This window comes from Moraxella sp. CTOTU47616, assembly GCF_032017465.1.
Lineage (GTDB): Bacteria > Pseudomonadota > Gammaproteobacteria > Pseudomonadales > Moraxellaceae > Faucicola > Faucicola tetraodonis.
In genome coordinates this window covers 1-16,035 of record NZ_DALZPU010000009.1, presented here as the reverse complement: position 1 = coordinate 16,035, position 16,035 = coordinate 1, and the positions used below count along the sequence as shown (strand labels likewise).

At 44.9% G+C, this 16,035-nt stretch carries 11 protein-coding genes and 4 tRNA genes; 10 read left to right on the top strand and 5 right to left on the bottom strand.

The window, feature by feature from the left end; genetic code table 11:
- Positions 1-14 precede the first annotated feature (14 nt).
- From gltB to RTS10_RS09695, 9 genes are all read left to right on the top strand, one after another.
- The gene (gene gltB / locus RTS10_RS09735) at positions 15-4,484 is read left to right on the top strand and encodes a glutamate synthase large subunit (RefSeq protein ID WP_312540141.1); all 4,470 of its coding nucleotides are present in this window, start codon (positions 15-17) and stop codon (positions 4,482-4,484) included.
- Positions 4,485-4,648: 164 nt separating this feature from the next.
- Positions 4,649-6,070 carry an FAD-dependent oxidoreductase gene (locus RTS10_RS09730; protein WP_036597723.1) on the top strand — a complete coding sequence of 474 codons (1,422 nt, stop codon included), beginning with the start codon at positions 4,649-4,651 and terminating at the stop codon, positions 6,068-6,070.
- Positions 6,071-6,218: 148 nt separating this feature from the next.
- Positions 6,219-6,758, top strand: coding sequence for a tyrosine-protein phosphatase (locus RTS10_RS09725; protein ID WP_065253758.1), 540 nt, complete (start codon positions 6,219-6,221; stop codon positions 6,756-6,758).
- A 43-nt stretch (positions 6,759-6,801) separates the two neighbouring features.
- Positions 6,802-8,244, top strand: coding sequence for a lipopolysaccharide biosynthesis protein (locus RTS10_RS09720; protein WP_312385763.1), 1,443 nt, complete (start codon positions 6,802-6,804; stop codon positions 8,242-8,244).
- Between the two features lie 187 nt (positions 8,245-8,431).
- The gene (nadA, locus tag RTS10_RS09715) at positions 8,432-9,568 is read left to right on the top strand and encodes a quinolinate synthase NadA (protein ID WP_312540139.1); all 1,137 of its coding nucleotides are present in this window, start codon (positions 8,432-8,434) and stop codon (positions 9,566-9,568) included.
- A gap of 153 nt (positions 9,569-9,721) precedes the next feature.
- A tRNA-Pro gene (locus RTS10_RS09710) sits at positions 9,722-9,798 on the top strand.
- Between the two features lie 62 nt (positions 9,799-9,860).
- Positions 9,861-9,934, top strand: a tRNA-Arg gene (locus RTS10_RS09705).
- A gap of 31 nt (positions 9,935-9,965) precedes the next feature.
- A tRNA-His gene (locus tag RTS10_RS09700) sits at positions 9,966-10,041 on the top strand.
- A 255-nt stretch (positions 10,042-10,296) separates the two neighbouring features.
- Positions 10,297-10,857 carry a hypothetical protein gene (locus tag RTS10_RS09695; protein WP_312540137.1) on the top strand — a complete coding sequence of 187 codons (561 nt, stop codon included), beginning with the start codon at positions 10,297-10,299 and terminating at the stop codon, positions 10,855-10,857.
- Positions 10,858-10,988: 131 nt separating this feature from the next.
- On the opposite strand, the gene nagZ is transcribed toward RTS10_RS09695, so the two are convergent.
- The 5 genes from nagZ to RTS10_RS09670 form a co-directional block, all read right to left on the bottom strand.
- A complete protein-coding gene (gene nagZ, locus RTS10_RS09690; protein WP_060996333.1) occupies positions 10,989-12,029 on the bottom strand; it encodes a beta-N-acetylhexosaminidase in 1,041 nt (346 codons plus the stop codon).
- A 138-nt stretch (positions 12,030-12,167) separates the two neighbouring features.
- On the bottom strand, positions 12,168-13,019 hold the full coding sequence (queF, locus tag RTS10_RS09685) for an NADPH-dependent 7-cyano-7-deazaguanine reductase QueF (protein WP_219330907.1): 852 nt from the start codon (positions 13,017-13,019) through the stop codon (positions 12,168-12,170).
- Positions 13,020-13,039: 20 nt separating this feature from the next.
- Positions 13,040-13,813: an ABC transporter permease gene (locus RTS10_RS09680; RefSeq protein ID WP_065253753.1), complete on the bottom strand. Its 774-nt coding sequence runs from the start codon at positions 13,811-13,813 to the stop codon at positions 13,040-13,042.
- Between the two features lies 1 nt (position 13,814).
- A complete protein-coding gene (locus RTS10_RS09675; protein WP_312540133.1) occupies positions 13,815-14,774 on the bottom strand; it encodes an ABC transporter ATP-binding protein in 960 nt (319 codons plus the stop codon).
- Positions 14,775-14,923: 149 nt separating this feature from the next.
- Positions 14,924-15,517 (bottom strand): c-type cytochrome, encoded by a 594-nt coding sequence (locus tag RTS10_RS09670; RefSeq protein WP_099833614.1) that lies wholly within the window; start codon positions 15,515-15,517, stop codon positions 14,924-14,926.
- 290 nt (positions 15,518-15,807) lie between these two features.
- Between RTS10_RS09670 and RTS10_RS09665 the strand changes: the two genes are divergently transcribed.
- Positions 15,808-15,883, top strand: a tRNA-Arg gene (locus tag RTS10_RS09665).
- Positions 15,884-16,035: the final 152 nt, after the last annotated feature.

Genomic DNA, 16,035 nt, shown 5'->3' with positions numbered 1-16,035 from the left:
AAGGGAACACGCTTATGTCTTCAAATCAGTATTCAGATCAGCATAATCTTTACCAACCCGATGTGTTCAAAGACAACTGTGGGTTTGGTTTGATTGCGCATACCCATGGTGAAGCTAGTCATGACTTAGTGCAAACAGCGATTCATAGTTTAAGCTGTATGACCCACCGCGGTGGCGTGGCAGCTGATGGTAAGACAGGCGATGGTTGTGGTCTATTGATTGCGACGCCCAAAGTATTTTTTAAAAAAATCGCTTCAGACAATGGCTTTACCCTAAACGAAATTTTTGCCGTCGGCACGGTATTTGTTAACCTTGATAAAGCATTAGCACAGCATAGCCAAGATACATTAAGCCAAGCGATTGAAGCACAAGGTTTGCTAGTCGCTGGCTGGCGTGATGTGCCGGTTGATTTAAGTATCGTGGGTGACATTGCCCGTGAATCACTCCCAGGCTTTAAACAAATTTTAGTCAATTGCCCAATCAATATGGACGAGGCAACGTTCAACCGCAAATTATTCGTTGCACGCCGCAAAGCAGAAATCGCGCTGAAAGATGATCCGTTATTTTATGTGACGTCATTGACCTCACAAGTGGTTATCTATAAAGGCTTAGTCATGCCTGCTGATTTGCCCGCGTTCTTCTTGGATTTGCAAGACGAACGTTTGGCGTCACACATTGTGGTATTCCACCAACGTTTCTCAACCAATACCCTACCAAGATGGCCACTCGCACAGCCTTTTCGCTATCTTGCCCACAATGGTGAATTAAACACGATTGACGGTAACCGTGACTGGGCGGTCGCTCGTACGCCAAAATTTGTCACCGATTTGATTCCAGAGCTGCAAGAATTACAGCCACTAGTCAACCGTGTGGGCTCTGACTCATCAAGCTTAGACAATATGCTTGAAGTACTGGTGTCAGGGGGCATGGATTTATTCCGTGCGCTTTCTATCCTTGTGCCGCCAGCATGGCAAAATGTTGACACGATGGACATGGATTTACGCGCGTTTTATGAGTTTTACTCACAGCACATGGAAGCGTGGGATGGTCCAGCCGGTCTAGTCATCCAAGATGGTCGCTATGCGGTTTGTATGCTTGACCGCAATGGTTTGCGTCCATCACGTTGGGTGACTACCAAAAATGGCTATATCACCGTGGCTTCAGAAATCGGCACTTGGGATTATCAACCTGAAGACGTGATTGCTAAAGGTCGCGTCGGACCGGGGCAAATGCTAGTAATTGACACTGAAACTGGTAACATCATGGATACCAAAGCAGTGGGTCGTCAGCTGAAAAAAGCCCACCCATATCGCCTATGGTTACGGGAAAATGCGGTACGTCTACGGGATGATGAACAGCTAGAAGAAAAAGCTTACGAGCAACGTGAAACAGGCGAGCATCTGTTAGCGCTGCAAAAAATGTTCCATATCACCAATGAAGAACGCACAGAAATCATTCGTCCTTCAGCCGAAAACGGTCAAGAAGCCGTTGGTTCGATGGGGGATGACACCCCGATGGCGGTACTGTCAAAACAAGTTCGTCACGTGGCTGATTTCTTCCGTCAACAATTTGCTCAGGTTACCAACCCACCAATCGATCCTCTGCGCGAAGCGATTGTGATGTCATTGGAAACTTGTTTGGGTAGCGAAAAGAATATTTTTGAACCCACGCCAGACCATGCCAACCGTATCGTGTTGTCATCGCCTGTGTTGTCATCGAGCAAAATGATGCAACTGCGCAGCGTCACAAAACCAGGTTTTGAAATTGAAACCATTGATTTAAATTATGATGAATCAATGCCATTAGAAGATGCCATCAAACACATCTGTGAGCAAGCTGCCCAAGCGGTACGCGCAGGTAAAGTATTGATTGTATTATCTGACCGCAATATTGAAAAAAGTAAAGTACCTGCCAATGCCATTATGGTGACGGGTGCGGTGCATCATCACCTGATTAATGTAGGTTTACGCGCAGATGCCAACTTAATCATCGAAACAGGTTTGGTACGTGATTCTCACCAATTAGCGGTCTTGTTAGGGTTTGGTGCTACCGCGGTTTATCCATACTTGGCTTACAATGTGATTGCAGACTTGGTCGATAAAGGCGACTTGCTTGGTGATCCGCTTTACGCCAAAAATAACTTCCGCAAAAGCTTGGATAAAGGCTTATTAAAAATCCTATCAAAAATGGGTATTTCCACCGTCTCTTCTTACCGCGGCGCGCAATTGTTTGAAGCCGTGGGTTTGTCAGAAGAAGTGGTTGAGCTTTGCTTTACTGGGGTTGAAAGCCGTATCTCAGGTGCCACGTTTGACGATTTGGCGATTGACCAACAAATCTTGGCAAAAAATGCCTTTACCAAACGTGTACCGCTTGACCAAGGCGGCTTGTTAAAATTCGTCTTTAACAAAGAATACCACGCCTTTAACCCAGATGTGATTCAAGCGCTACATAAAGCAGTACGCACGGGCGATTACGACAACTACAAAGAATATGCGTCGATTGTCAACAGCCGACCCGTAGCGACGTTACGTGATTTGCTGCAGTTAGATACTAGTAAATCCATCAGTGTTGATGACGTTGAGCCCATTGAACAAATCCTAAAACGCTTTGACTCAGCAGGTATGTCATTAGGCGCCTTGTCACCAGAAGCACACGAGGCGATTGCAACCGCGATGAACACAATTGGCGGACGTTCAAACTCGGGTGAGGGCGGTGAAGATCCCACACGTTATGGCACGATTCGTAACTCAAAAATCAAACAAGTCGCCTCAGGTCGTTTTGGGGTTACGCCGGCTTACTTGCGTTCTGCCGAAGTCATGCAGATTAAAATCGCGCAGGGGGCAAAACCCGGTGAAGGCGGTCAGTTGCCGGGTGGTAAAGTAAATAGCTTAATTGCGCGTTTGCGTTACTCAGTGCCAGGTGTGACCTTGATTTCACCGCCACCGCATCATGATATCTATTCGATTGAAGACTTGGCGCAGCTAATTTTTGACTTAAAACAAGTCAATCCAAACGCGCTTGTATCAGTCAAATTGGTGTCGCGTCCAGGTGTAGGTACTATTGCAACGGGCGTGGCAAAAGCGTATGCCGATTTGATTACCATTTCAGGGTATGATGGTGGTACCGCAGCGTCTCCTTTATCATCAATTCACTATGCCGGCTCGCCTTGGGAATTGGGTTTATCTGAAGCGCACCAATCGCTTCGTGTCAACGGGTTACGTCATAAAGTGCGCGTGCAAACAGATGGTGGTCTAAAAACTGGTTTAGACGTAGTTAAAGCGGCAATATTGGGGGCGGAAAGCTTTGGTTTTGGTACCACGCCAATGATTGCCGTGGGCTGTAAATACCTTCGTATCTGTCACCTAAACAACTGCCCAACGGGCGTGGCAACGCAAAAATCAGAACTGCGCGATGAGCATTTCATCGGTGAAGCCGAAATGCTGATTAATTTCTTTAGATTTGTGGCACAAGAAACCCGTGAATGGTTGGCCGCATTGGGCGTGCGTTCAATGGAAGAGCTTGTGGGTCGCACCGACTTACTATCAGTCATGTCAGGCAGCACCAACAAGCAACAACACTTGAACCTAGCGCCGCTATTATTTACCCATAGCAAAGGCGATGGCAAACCACAAACCTGCCAAGTTGAGCGCAATGAGCCATTTGACAAAGGCTTGCTCGCTGAACAAATGGTTATCGATATGATGGATACCATCAAATCAGCCAAAGGCGGTGACTTTAGCTATCGTATCGGCAACTGTGACCGTTCTATCGGTGCGCGTATCTCAGGGGAGATTGCTGCGCTGCATGGCAACAATGGTATGGCAAGCGCGCCAATCAACTTGCACTTAACCGGCACCGCGGGTCAAAGTTTAGGTGTGTGGAATGCAGGCGGTTTAAACATTAAGCTTGAGGGGGATGCCAACGACTACGTAGGTAAAGGCATGGCAGGGGGTGAAATCGTGATTTACCCACCAAAAGGCTCGACGTTTGCTAGCCAGCAAACCGCTATCATCGGTAACACCTGTTTGTATGGTGCCACAAGTGGTCATCTATATGCAGCAGGTACTGCAGGTGAACGTTTTGCGGTGCGTAATTCAGGTTGTTTTGCGGTGGTTGAAGGTACCGGTGACCACTGCTGTGAATACATGACGGGCGGTGTGGTGACGGTGTTGGGTAAAACCGGTCTCAACTTCGGTGCTGGTATGACAGGGGGTTTTGCTTACGTACTTGATTTAGATGGCGATTTCTTTGACCGTTGTAACCATGAGCTTATCGATATGCATCGTATTTCAAGTGAGCAAACAGAAAATCACCGTATCAACTTGATGTCGATTATCAAAACTCACGTAGCAAAAACAGGTAGCCAATGGGGTCAAACCATCCTTGACGACTTTGAGCATTATGTTCGTAAGTTCTATTTGGTCAAACCAAAAGCCGCGAACATTACTTCGCTACTAAAAACGACCATGGCAGACCCACAATAAGCGATTGTGTAGCATAATTTGATGATATTGGATTGCTAAAGGTAGCGCGTGACCAGCGCTCTACCTTTAACTTAAATTTTAAAAGTTCGCTGTCAAGCAGGTCGGTATACAGTGAATCGCTGGATACCACTCACTTAGGAGCATTGCTTTAGGAGCATTGGGGCATGGCAAAACGATTACACAACGATTTTCAGTTTTTAGACGTCGCACGTGTCGACCCTTCAAAAAAAGACATCAATACCCGTACTCACGAGTTTGTTGAGATTTACTATCCATTTGAGCAAGACAACGTAACTGACCAAGCGCACCGTTGTCTTGAATGTGGTAACCCTTACTGTGAATGGAAATGTCCCGTTCACAACTACATTCCAAACTGGCTAAAACTGGCTACCGAAGGTCATATTTTCCAAGCGGCAGATTTATGTCACCAAACTAACACGTTGCCGGAAGTCTGTGGGCGAGTATGTCCTCAAGACCGTCTGTGTGAAGGGGCTTGTACCCTCAATGACGGCTTTGGGGCGGTCACCATTGGGAACGTGGAAAAATACATCACCGATACTGCGTTTGCGCTAGGCTGGCGTCCAGATATGAGCGGTGTGACTTGGACGGATAAAAAAGTTGCGGTGATTGGCGCAGGTCCTGCGGGTCTTGGCTGTGCTGACATATTGGTCCGTAATGGCGTCAAACCTGTGGTGTTTGACAAACGCCCTGAAATTGGCGGACTACTGACCTTTGGTATTCCAGAATTTAAAATGGAAAAAAATGTCATGCGTCGTCGTCGCGAAGTGTTCGAAAGCATGGGCATTGAATTTCGTTTAAATACCGAGATTGGTAAAGATGTCACCATTGATGAGTTACTCAGTGAGTATGACGCGGTGTTTATGGGTATGGGTACCTATACCTATATGCGTGGCGGTTATGCCGGTGAAGAGCTATCTGGCGTGTATGATGCGTTAGATTTTTTAATCGCAAACGTCAACCGCTGCCAAGGTTGGGAAACGAACCCACAAGAGTACATCGACCTACAAGGTAAAAAAGTGGTCGTCCTTGGCGGTGGTGATACCGCGATGGACTGTAACCGTACCAGTATCCGCCAAGGTGCAACTTCTGTGACTTGTGCCTACCGCCGTGATGAAGAGAATATGCCAGGCTCACGCCGTGAAGTGCGTAATGCGCGTGAAGAAGGCGTACAGTTTTTATTTAACCGTCAGCCGATTGAAATTATCGGTTTAAATGGTAAAGTAACCGGTGTTAAAGTAGTGACTACTAAACTTGGCGAACCCGACAACCGTGGTCGCCGTAGCCCAGAGCCTATTCCCAATTCAGAAGAAATCTTGCCAGCCGATGCGGTGATTATGGCATTTGGTTTCCGTACTAGCCCAGCTGAGTGGTTTACCACCCAAGGCATCGAGATGGATAATAGTGGACGGGTGATTGCACCTGAGTTACAAACTTATAAGTACCAAACTAAGAATCCAAAAATCTTCGCAGGTGGCGATATGGTGCGGGGTTCAGACTTGGTGGTAACCGCGATTTGGGAAGGTCGTGAGGCCGCTAAAGGTATCCTAGATTACTTGGATGTTTAAGCGTGAAACTTCTTTAGCTAACAATTGCTGTTAATTACGTCAAAAAACCCAATATCGATTGGGTTTTTTTACAGGTAAATTTCGGTGCGTTTTTGTCCACTTTAAGCTATTATGTCGCATAAATTCATCATACCACTAGGTCAATGACATGCCATTTACGCAGCATTTTCGTCCCGCTACTTGGGCAAAATTACGGTGTCAACATGCCAATCTTTATCAAATCGATGAGCAGCTGTTTCGTAGTGAGCAGCTAACGCCCGATGATATCGGTATTATCCAGCAATACGGCATCAATACGCTTATCAATTTACGATTTTTTGATCGCGATGATAACGAAGAAAATTTAGCCAACTTACCGCTGACCTTTATCAATCACCCATTGATGACTTGGGCGATTAAGCCGCAGCAACTTGCTGAAATTTTGTATGATATTTTGTGGCACCAAGCGCGTGGCGACAAGGTGCTCGTGCATTGTTATCACGGCTCAGATCGCACGGGTATTACCGTTGCTATGTATCGCATTTTGGTACAAAACTGGACGATTGAGCATGCCAAAATTGAAATGCAGGACGGCGGGTATGGCTTTCACTGGATTTGGATTAATATCAGCAATTTATTGACCGAAAAAAAAGTGCAAGAAGTGCAACACGCTTTGTTAGCGCTACAACGCCAAAAGCCTTATTATTAGCCAACCTTAAAACCCATCAAGCGACATTAACTTTGGATAGCCTGTGAATATCAAACGACTGTTAGGTGAAACCATTATCTATGGTATCGGTGCGATTTTACCCCGTGTCATTACCTTTTTACTCAATCCGTTGTATATCAATTACATTGATAAAGAAGCCTTTGCTATCTTTACCAGCCTATATGCTTGGATTGCTTTTATCAATATTGTGCTCACTTTTGGTTTTGAAACATCTTATTTTCGCTTTTCAGGAGAAGATAAAACAGGCGCCGCCGAAAAAAATGTGTTTAGCACGGCGTTTTGGTTTATTGCCATGTTGGCAGGCAGTTTTTTGGTCATGGTGTTGCTCTTTAGCAATCCGCTATCAATCCTGATGGATTATGGCAATCATCCTGAATTTTTGCGTTGGTTTGCTTGGATTGCGTTTTTTGATGCAATTTGTACCATTCCGTTTGCTTGGCTACGTTATCACAACCAGCCTGTGAAGTATTCGGTGGTGCGGGTAGTGTCGATTTTGATACAGACTGTGGTGGTTATTGCGCTGTTTCGCTTTGTGCCTATTGATGCTGCCAAAAGTTTCGGCTTGACCGAGCAAGTGGCGTATCCGTTCTTTGCCAATTTAGTTGCCAGTCTCGCCACTTTTATGATGCTGTTCCCGATTATTAAAAAAGTACGCTTACATTTTGATAAAGCCTTGTTCAAACGTATGATTCGTTATTCTTATCCGGTCATGCTGGCAGGGTTGGCGTTTATGGTGAATGAAAACTTCGATAAAATCATCCAATATTATATGATTGATAAAGGCGATGCGGGGGCATACGGCGGCTGCTATAAATTGGCGGTGTTAATGACTTTGTTTGTGACCGCCTATCGGATGGGGATTGAGCCGTTTTTATTTAAACAAATGCACCACGCCAATGCCAAACATACGTATGCCATGATGACGGAGTATTTTGCTTTATTTGCATCGGTGGTGGCGCTTGGGATTATTGCCAATATTTCATGGCTTAAACGGTTATTTATCACCGACCCCAGTTATTGGACAGCGATTAATATCGTACCGATTATCGTCATTGCAAACCTATGTTTTGGGATTTATTACAACCTATCAACTTGGTATAAGGTAACTGACCGTACTGGGATTGGCTCAGCCATCTCGTGGCTTGGGGCAGGATTGACTATTTTGCTCCATATGCTGTTTTTAAAACAATACGGCTTTATGGTGTCGGCGTGGGTGACGCTTTTTGTTTATTTCCTCATGATGATAGTATCGTACGCGCTTGGACAGCATTTTTATCCAATACCTTACCAAACCAAAAAAATCGTTTTCTTTTTGGGTACGCTAATGCTGTTTAGTGTGATAATCGTCAGTGCTTTTCAAATGAATTTTTGGTTATCCAATACCTTATTACTGGTCTATATTGGCTTAATCGGCTATAGCGAGCGCGCGCTGTTAAAAGGTTTGGTAAAGGCAAAAGCGTCATGATTGAGGCTCAATAATATTTTAATGGGTCCCAGTATTTAATTTAGCCAAATTACCCTTATATCAGTTACTAGTCGCAATTGATTCACCTTGCGCAAAAAAGTTTGCTATAGTAACAGCAGGAGAATCAATGAATTGCTACTTACCTGTGATAGACATGGGTAAGTCATCTCATGAGAAGGAGTTTTTCATGCAACAATCAAGTACACCGCAAGCAACTACCCAGCCATCCAATCCTCTATTAGCGAATAATGAGCAACTGATAGCAGTGTCTGCCAAAGATATTGTTAAACAACATCTCGATAAGCTCGGTATACCCCAAGATATTGAGATTGATGATGCCGAATTTGCAGAAAAAAAACAGCGCATTGCCGATTTGTTAGAACAGCATAATGCCACGTTAATTGCTCACTATTACACCGACCCAAAAATCCAAGCAATTGCCGAAGCCACAGGCGGTATCGTATCGGATAGTTTAGAGATGGCGCGGTTTGGGCGTGATAGTGATGCCGATGTGCTGATTGTTGCAGGCGTCAAATTCATGGGTGAGACCGCTAAAATCCTAAGTCCTGCAAAAACGGTATTAATGCCAACGCTAGAAGCCACTTGCTCACTAGATTTGGGTTGTCCGATTGAAGATTTTAGCGCGTTTTGTGACCAGCATCCTGACCGTACTGTGGTCGTGTATGCCAACACCTCAGCGGCTGTTAAAGCGCGGGCAGATTGGGTGGTGACATCGAGTATCGCGGTTGAGCTCATTGACCATCTAGACACCCAAGGTGAAAAAATCATTTGGGCACCTGACCAGCATTTGGGGCGTTATATCCAGCAAAAAGTGGGCGCAGATATGCTACTGTGGGATGGCGCTTGTATCGTGCATGAAGAGTTCCGTAGCCGCAGCCTAAAAACCATGAAAGAGATGTACCCCGATGCCGCCGTGTTGGTACACCCAGAATCACCGATTGAGATGACCCAGATGGCAGATGCTGTGGGTAGCACCAGTCAGCTGATTAAAGCGGCGCAAACCCTACCGCACAAGATGTTCATCGTCGCCACGGATCGCGGTATTTTTTATAAAATGCAGCAAGCGGCACCAGATAAGGTGTTTATCGAAGCGCCGACGCGTGGCGAAGGTGCAACCTGTCGTTCATGTGCGCACTGCCCGTGGATGGCGATGAATGATTTAGACCAAATCATCCATGCACTGGAGAAAGTAGGCACGCCTGACGCCGTACCGCACGAGATTTTTGTTGATGCGCAGCTAATCGAACAAGCTAAAAAACCCCTAGATCGCATGTTGGCGTTTGGCGCCACGCTCAAAAAATAGACATTAAAAACCATTGTCTGTTTTTAAAATATTGAAAAAAGTCGTTGACAGCCTAACTAACTTGCTTTAATATACGCACCACTTAGCGATGATAGCCTTTAAGCTTACCATTGCTAAGGTTTTGAAGTAACAATTAAAGCCTAGTTAGGCAATCGGAGTGTAGCACAGCTTGGTAGTGCACCTGGTTTGGGACCAGGGGGTCGAAGGTTCGAATCCTTTCACTCCGACCATTCATTCTTTAAACTTACCCAAGTTGAAAAGATGAATCAAGAGCCGAGCAGGCTTTTTTTATGCGCCTGTAGCTCAGTTGGATAGAGCACCCGCCTTCTAAGTGGGTGGTCACAGGTTCGAATCCTGTCAGGCGCGCATTTTGCTAGTCTGTAAAACCTACCTTATGGCGGATGTAGCTCAGTTGGTAGAGCCCCGGGTTGTGATCTCGGTTGTCGTGGGTTCGAGTCCCATCATTCGCCCCATATTTTAAAAAAGCCCCTAATTCATTGAATTAGGGGCTTTTTTTATGCCTTGTCTTTTCCCTTATCTATTTATCACGTTTGCAAATTTGTTATAAAAAACAATGGTTGTGCTACACTTTTTTAGGATGAATTATTATCTATTTTATATACTAGGGTCATATAGTGTACTAGAAGATAAGCTCGTAAAGGTAAATTGCCAATAGCGTAACTTTACCTGATGGAAAACCTCAAATAAAATGGCGTGAGACCCTGAATATGATACGAAGTACAACGATGTTTTATCAACTTGCTATGACCAGTGTTGCGATAAGTGGCTGCATAGTTGTCAATACTGCCCAAGCGGCTACTAGGCTGCCAAAATCCCCTTGGCAATCGCATGCATCACTCAAAAGTAATCAAGTTAGCCCAATTTACCACCAGCAATGGCGACAATCTGATTATAAATATTGCCCAATTTTAGCCATTGCTAATCATTCCTCAGTCAATGTTAAAACTGCACAATCACGCGCTGCCAATTTTTCAGGTGGCTTTGCGGTGGCGTATGATTTGAAAAACTATAAAGGCAGGCCTTTACGCAGTGCTTATGGCGTAGCCAATGCAGGTACCACATCTAAGCGTGACTTGTACCAGGGCTGGGCATACCGTAAAAACTATGCCGATGGCAGTTATGTGACGCTTGGGCGAGAAGGCAATAACCCGCAGGGTAAAATGCTGGCTTACCTAGTGCTGGACAATGGCTGTTTTTATAACATCTGGAGTCAATTAAGTAGTGAGCATTTGCAAAAAATGATAGGTCAATTACGCTATGTCAATTGAGGAAACAAAAAGTAGCTATAAAAATTAGCGACAAGAAAGTAGCCATAAAAAAAGCAACGATGCCGCGTTGCTTTTTTGAATTTGTTTTTTTTGAAAGTTGCTCGTTTTAAATTTTCTTGTTTTAAGCAAATTCATGCAAAGAAATTTTCTAGCACCTTACGCTGACTGCTTTGCCAGTGTGACCAGTCTTTGGCTGAGTCGGCCAGCGAGCCCCGCCAGCCTTTGATATTGCCTTTCATGGTAGATAACCGATGTTGGCTGGTGGTATTAAGCAGTGTCGGCTGTTTTTGCAAACGCTCAAGTGCAACTAAGGCAGCAGGGCGGTCATTACACAATAATCCCATATCGCAGCCTGCCGTTAAGGCAGCCGCAATACGGTCACCTGCATCACCTGCAACATGTGCCGCTTTCATCGACAGGTCATCGGAGAACAATACCCCATTAAAACCTAGCTTGCCACGGATAATTTGCTGCAGCCAAATCGATGAAAACCCTGCAGGTTTGTTATCAACTGTGCTAAATACCACATGAGCGGGCATGAGCGCATCAAGTAGCGGCTTGTTGCGAATAAATGGCTGCATATCGTATTGGCGAATCTCATCATAACTGCGCTCATCGGTGGCATCATCCACATGAGAATCCGGTGCAACTGAGCCGTGACCGGGAAAATGCTTGCCCGTGGTTGCCATTCCTGCAAGCTTCATGCCGCGCATAAATTCAGCAGATAAGGCGGTGATTGCAATCGGATGGGCGTGAAACGCGCGATCACCAATCACGCGGCTAACCCCATTGATATCAAGTACAGGCGCAAAACTAAAATCAATCCCAACTGCTAGGACTTCGCTTGCCATCAAATAGCCCGCACAATAAGCAAGATCAAGCGCAGTGATAGGGTCATGCTCAAACCTTTCACCGAGTTTACCCATCGCAGGTAGCGGCGAAAAACCCGCGCGCAAGCGAGCGACACGTCCACCTTCTTGGTCAACGGCAATTAGAATATTGGGCTTGATGGCACGCATACTATCGGTCAGTTCGCGTACTTGCTCAGGGCTTTCTACATTGCGTCCAAACAAAATCACGCCGCCAACTTCCGGTTGGCGTAGCAGTGCTTCATCTGCTAGGCTAAGCGCTGTGCCTTCAATATCGAGCATGAGTTGACCGACTGCTTGCATGCGGTAATCCTTCTGGGTATTGCTTGCCGCCAACTACTAGGTAAACTTAGTTTTAGGCAGGAAAATTTTGAAAAACATAGCATACGCTTTTTTTGATAAAAATGCGACTAGCTTACTGGCGATTATTATTAGCGAATATTACTGACGGTTGAGCCGTGATGGTGGTGGCAACAAACTGATATCACTCACCCGACAAGGATTGATATCAATCCCGCCACGGCGTGTGTACCATGCGCGTACCATGAGCGTTTTTGGCGCAAAGGCTTGGGTTAAATCACTAAAAATCTGCTCCACGCATTGTTCATGAAAGCCATTATGCTGACGAAAGCTCAAAATATACTCAAGCAGCCCTGCTCGGTCAATCGCTTGGCTATCTATCTGAATCTCCAGTGTTCCCCAATCTGGCTGATTGGTGACAGGGCAGTTTGAGCGCAGCAGATGCGAATGCAAAATTTGTAACTGGCTATCCGAAGCGACTTGATTGGCAACGGTCAAGCTTGAGGGATTGACATCACTGACGATGGCGATTTTTTTACCGATAATATCTAACGCGTTATCAATGCAGTCACCCTGCGGCGCGCTGATGGGTAAGCTATTTGCGATGTTCACCTCAAAAATCTCAAGCGTCACATCGGTTTTTAGACAAGCGGATAAATCTTTTTCCACCGTTGCTTTAACAGCTTGTTGGTTATCAAATTCAGTGAAATTTAGGCTATTAAAATAAAGTTTGAGCGATTTTGATTCGACAATATAGTCAGATGTGGCAGGGATGGCAAGGCGCGCCATTGCCACCTGTGATATGCCTTGCGAGTTAAGCCAAGACATTTCAAAAACCTGCCACCAGTCCATGCCAATACTTAAGGCGTCAGCAGGCAGTGCCAGCTTTGCCCGTCCCAATGCACGGGCAATGGGGTAGAGCATATCGGGGGCGTAGGTTTTTGGATAGCTGGTGGATTGACCCAAAATACCGTGAGTTTCAAGTGGTTTCATATTTTTTTAATTTAACTAAGTTATAAACGAACGCGTGAGCCATCTGCTAAAAGATAATACGCAATGCCATAAAATATCGCGGTAAAAATCCCAATCGCCACCAAAGATGACCATACATTGACATCTGAATGACCCAAAATACCATAACGAAAAGCATTGACCATATAAACAATGGGATTTAGTAGCGATATGTTTTGCCAAAATCCTGATAAATCTTTAAGTGAATAAAACACACCGCCCAAATATGTCAAGGGGGTCAACACAAAACTGGGTACGATGGAAATATCATCAAACGAGCGCGCAAATACCGCATTAATCATACCGCCCAGCGAAAACAATGCTGAGGTCATCACCACAGTAAAAATCGTGACAAATGTATGCACCAGTGATAACTGAGTAAAAAACAACGCGAGTACCGTCACAATCGCGCCAATGGTCAACCCCCGAAACAAACCGCCCGCGATAAAGCCTAGTAAAATGGTATGTTTAGAAATCGGACTGACCAGCATCTCTTCGATATTACCATGGAACTTAGTGGCAAAAAAACTCGATACCACATTGGAGTAGCTATTGGTAATCACCGACATCATAATCAAGCCAGGCACGATAAACTGCATGTAGGAGACACCGCCCATATCGCCAACCCGAGCACCAATCATTTTACCAAAGATGATAAAATACAAACTCATGGTGATGGCAGGGGGCAACAGCGTTTGCGGCCAAATGCGAAGAATTCGGCGGATTTCTTTGACTAACAAGGTGTTAAATGCAACCAACTGGCGCTGAAAATCCATGTTAATTCTCCAATTTTTCAGTCAAATTATTTTCAACAATCCCCAAAAACAACTCTTCAAGGCGATTGGCTTTGTTACGCATACTCGCTACCTGAATATTTTGAGCATTTAACTGGGCAAAGACGTCATTTAAACTCTCGCCTTTTTTGAGTGTGACTTCAAGGGTCAACGGATCTGGCTGCTTGGTTTTTACCACATTGGTTAACGCAATGGGTGCGGGATAAGGTTGCGCCAAGTCAAACACAAAGCTTTCCACATCAAGGCTGGTAAGCAAACTTTTCATATCGGTATTGATACGAATTTCACCCTGGTCAAGGATAGCAATGTTTTTACACAGCTGCTCAGCTTCTTCTAAATAATGGGTGGTTAAAATAATCGTCGTGCCTTCTTCTGTGTTAATTTGCTGCATAAAATCCCACATCGAGCGGCGCAGTTCAATATCCACCCCTGCAGTCGGCTCATCCAAAATCAGCAGTTTGGGATGGTGCATTAAAGCACGCGCAATCATCAAACGGCGTTTCATACCGCCAGACAGCATACGCGCTTTGTCGTCGCGTTTTTCCCAAAGCCCCAATGCTTTAAGCAGTTTTTCGGCACGCGGGCGAGATTCCTTGGTAGGTATGCCAAAATAGCCCGCTTGGGCTATCAAAATATCTTCGATTTTCTCAAACTGCATAAAGTTAAATTCTTGCGGCACCACACCTAAGAACTGCTTGGCTTTGGCAGGCTGTTTAAGCAAATCTACCCCAAAAATTTCTACCGAGCCTGAGCTGGGTTTAAATAGCGAGCTGATAATACCAATGGTGGTGGATTTACCCGCACCATTGGGACCAAGTAGGGCAAAAAATCCACCTTGGGGTACGGTCAAATCAATGCCTTTGAGTGCGGCAAAACCATTTGGGTAGGTTTTGGTAAGCTGGGTGATTTTTAGAGCAGGGATGGTAGTGTCAAAGTTTGCCATAGCAATGCAGGTTCTGGTTAAAGGTGAGACCTTAATGGGGATGGGTTGGATAGTTTAAAGATTTGACTGAACTAAGTTAAGTTAAATTATACCAATGATACAATTAAAAAAGCCTATCAGTTGATAGGCTTCATCTGGGCTAAAAATGATTATTTGGCTTGAGACACCATATAATCAACCGCGTTGGTCACTTCCACATCTAATAAATCAGCGTTACCACCTTTGGCTGGCATGGCGTTAAAGCCTTGTAGCGCGTGTTGGTGAAGGGTAGCGGTACCTTTAGCGATACGCGGACCCCAAGCGCCTTTGTCACCAAATTTTGGTGCACCTAACAGACCTGCTGCGTGACAAGTATGGCAAACACCTTCATAAATTACTTTGCCTTCACGTGGTTTATTTGGATCAGCGGCACCTAATGCGGCGGCAATAGTGATATCACACTCTTTACCTTCAAAACAAACTTTACCTTGGGGGGCAATACGTGCGATAAGATTTGGGTATAATGCAACCAATTTTGCAACTTGAGGTGGATCTTCAGGTGCTTTTTCTGCTTCCTTTTTTGCGGGAGCGGCAGAGGATGCAGGGGCTGAAGCAGTTGCAGTACTTGAGGCTGTCGCGGTACTTGAAGCGCTAGCGGTAGCTGATGCCGCTGCAGGGGCACTGGCTTTATCCTCAGCTTGGCTGACAGCGATACCCGCAAGACTTAGCATAGTAACCGCTGATAACATCACTACTTTTTTCATTCGTCACGTTCTCTCAAACAGGTGAATTAAATTATCGTAATACTTTTAAAACGGATAATATGAGCCATTAGATTGCTCGATTGTATCCGTTGATGCAATATTGATGCGATAAATGTTACACAGATTTATTTTCCATACTATTATAAGGGAAAATTATCTGAAAAAGCTATGCTTATTTGATATGTGCTATCAACTTTGCCGAGCAGTTTCTGGCAGTAATTTTGATGATTTGCTTATTGCACGAAAAGTTTGCTAAAATAGCCCACTGCTTTTTTTTAATACCAATCAAAGCGTTCGTAGCTCAACTGGATAGAGTACAGGTCTCCGAAGCCTGTGGCGTGGGTTCGAGTCCCGCCGAGCGCACCATTTTCACTATATAAGTATTTGATTTAATAGTATTTATATTCAATTGATTTTATTTAATGTACATATCAGTGTACAATATCTGCAATTTATTAAATTAACCCCACTCTCAACACTTTTAAGCGGGGTTGAAACAAAGAAGGCATGAACTTAAA

Bases quoted from the DNA above. Each gene is read 5' to 3' on its own strand.
- queF (WP_219330907.1), bottom strand. From the start codon at position 13,019: ATGAAACCACTTGAAACTCACGGTATTTTGGGTCAATCCACCAGCTAT.
- RTS10_RS09730 (WP_036597723.1), top strand. From the start codon at position 4,649: ATGGCAAAACGATTACACAACGATTTTCAGTTTTTAGACGTCGCACGT.
- nagZ (WP_060996333.1), bottom strand. From the start codon at position 12,029: ATGCAAGCAGTCGGTCAACTCATGCTCGATATTGAAGGCACAGCGCTT.
- gltB (WP_312540141.1), top strand. From the start codon at position 15: ATGTCTTCAAATCAGTATTCAGATCAGCATAATCTTTACCAACCCGAT.
- RTS10_RS09670 (WP_099833614.1), bottom strand. From the start codon at position 15,517: ATGAAAAAAGTAGTGATGTTATCAGCGGTTACTATGCTAAGTCTTGCG.
- RTS10_RS09695 (WP_312540137.1), top strand. From the start codon at position 10,297: ATGATACGAAGTACAACGATGTTTTATCAACTTGCTATGACCAGTGTT.
- RTS10_RS09675 (WP_312540133.1), bottom strand. From the start codon at position 14,774: ATGGCAAACTTTGACACTACCATCCCTGCTCTAAAAATCACCCAGCTT.
- nadA (WP_312540139.1), top strand. From the start codon at position 8,432: ATGCAACAATCAAGTACACCGCAAGCAACTACCCAGCCATCCAATCCT.
- RTS10_RS09680 (WP_065253753.1), bottom strand. From the start codon at position 13,813: ATGGATTTTCAGCGCCAGTTGGTTGCATTTAACACCTTGTTAGTCAAA.
- RTS10_RS09725 (WP_065253758.1), top strand. From the start codon at position 6,219: ATGCCATTTACGCAGCATTTTCGTCCCGCTACTTGGGCAAAATTACGG.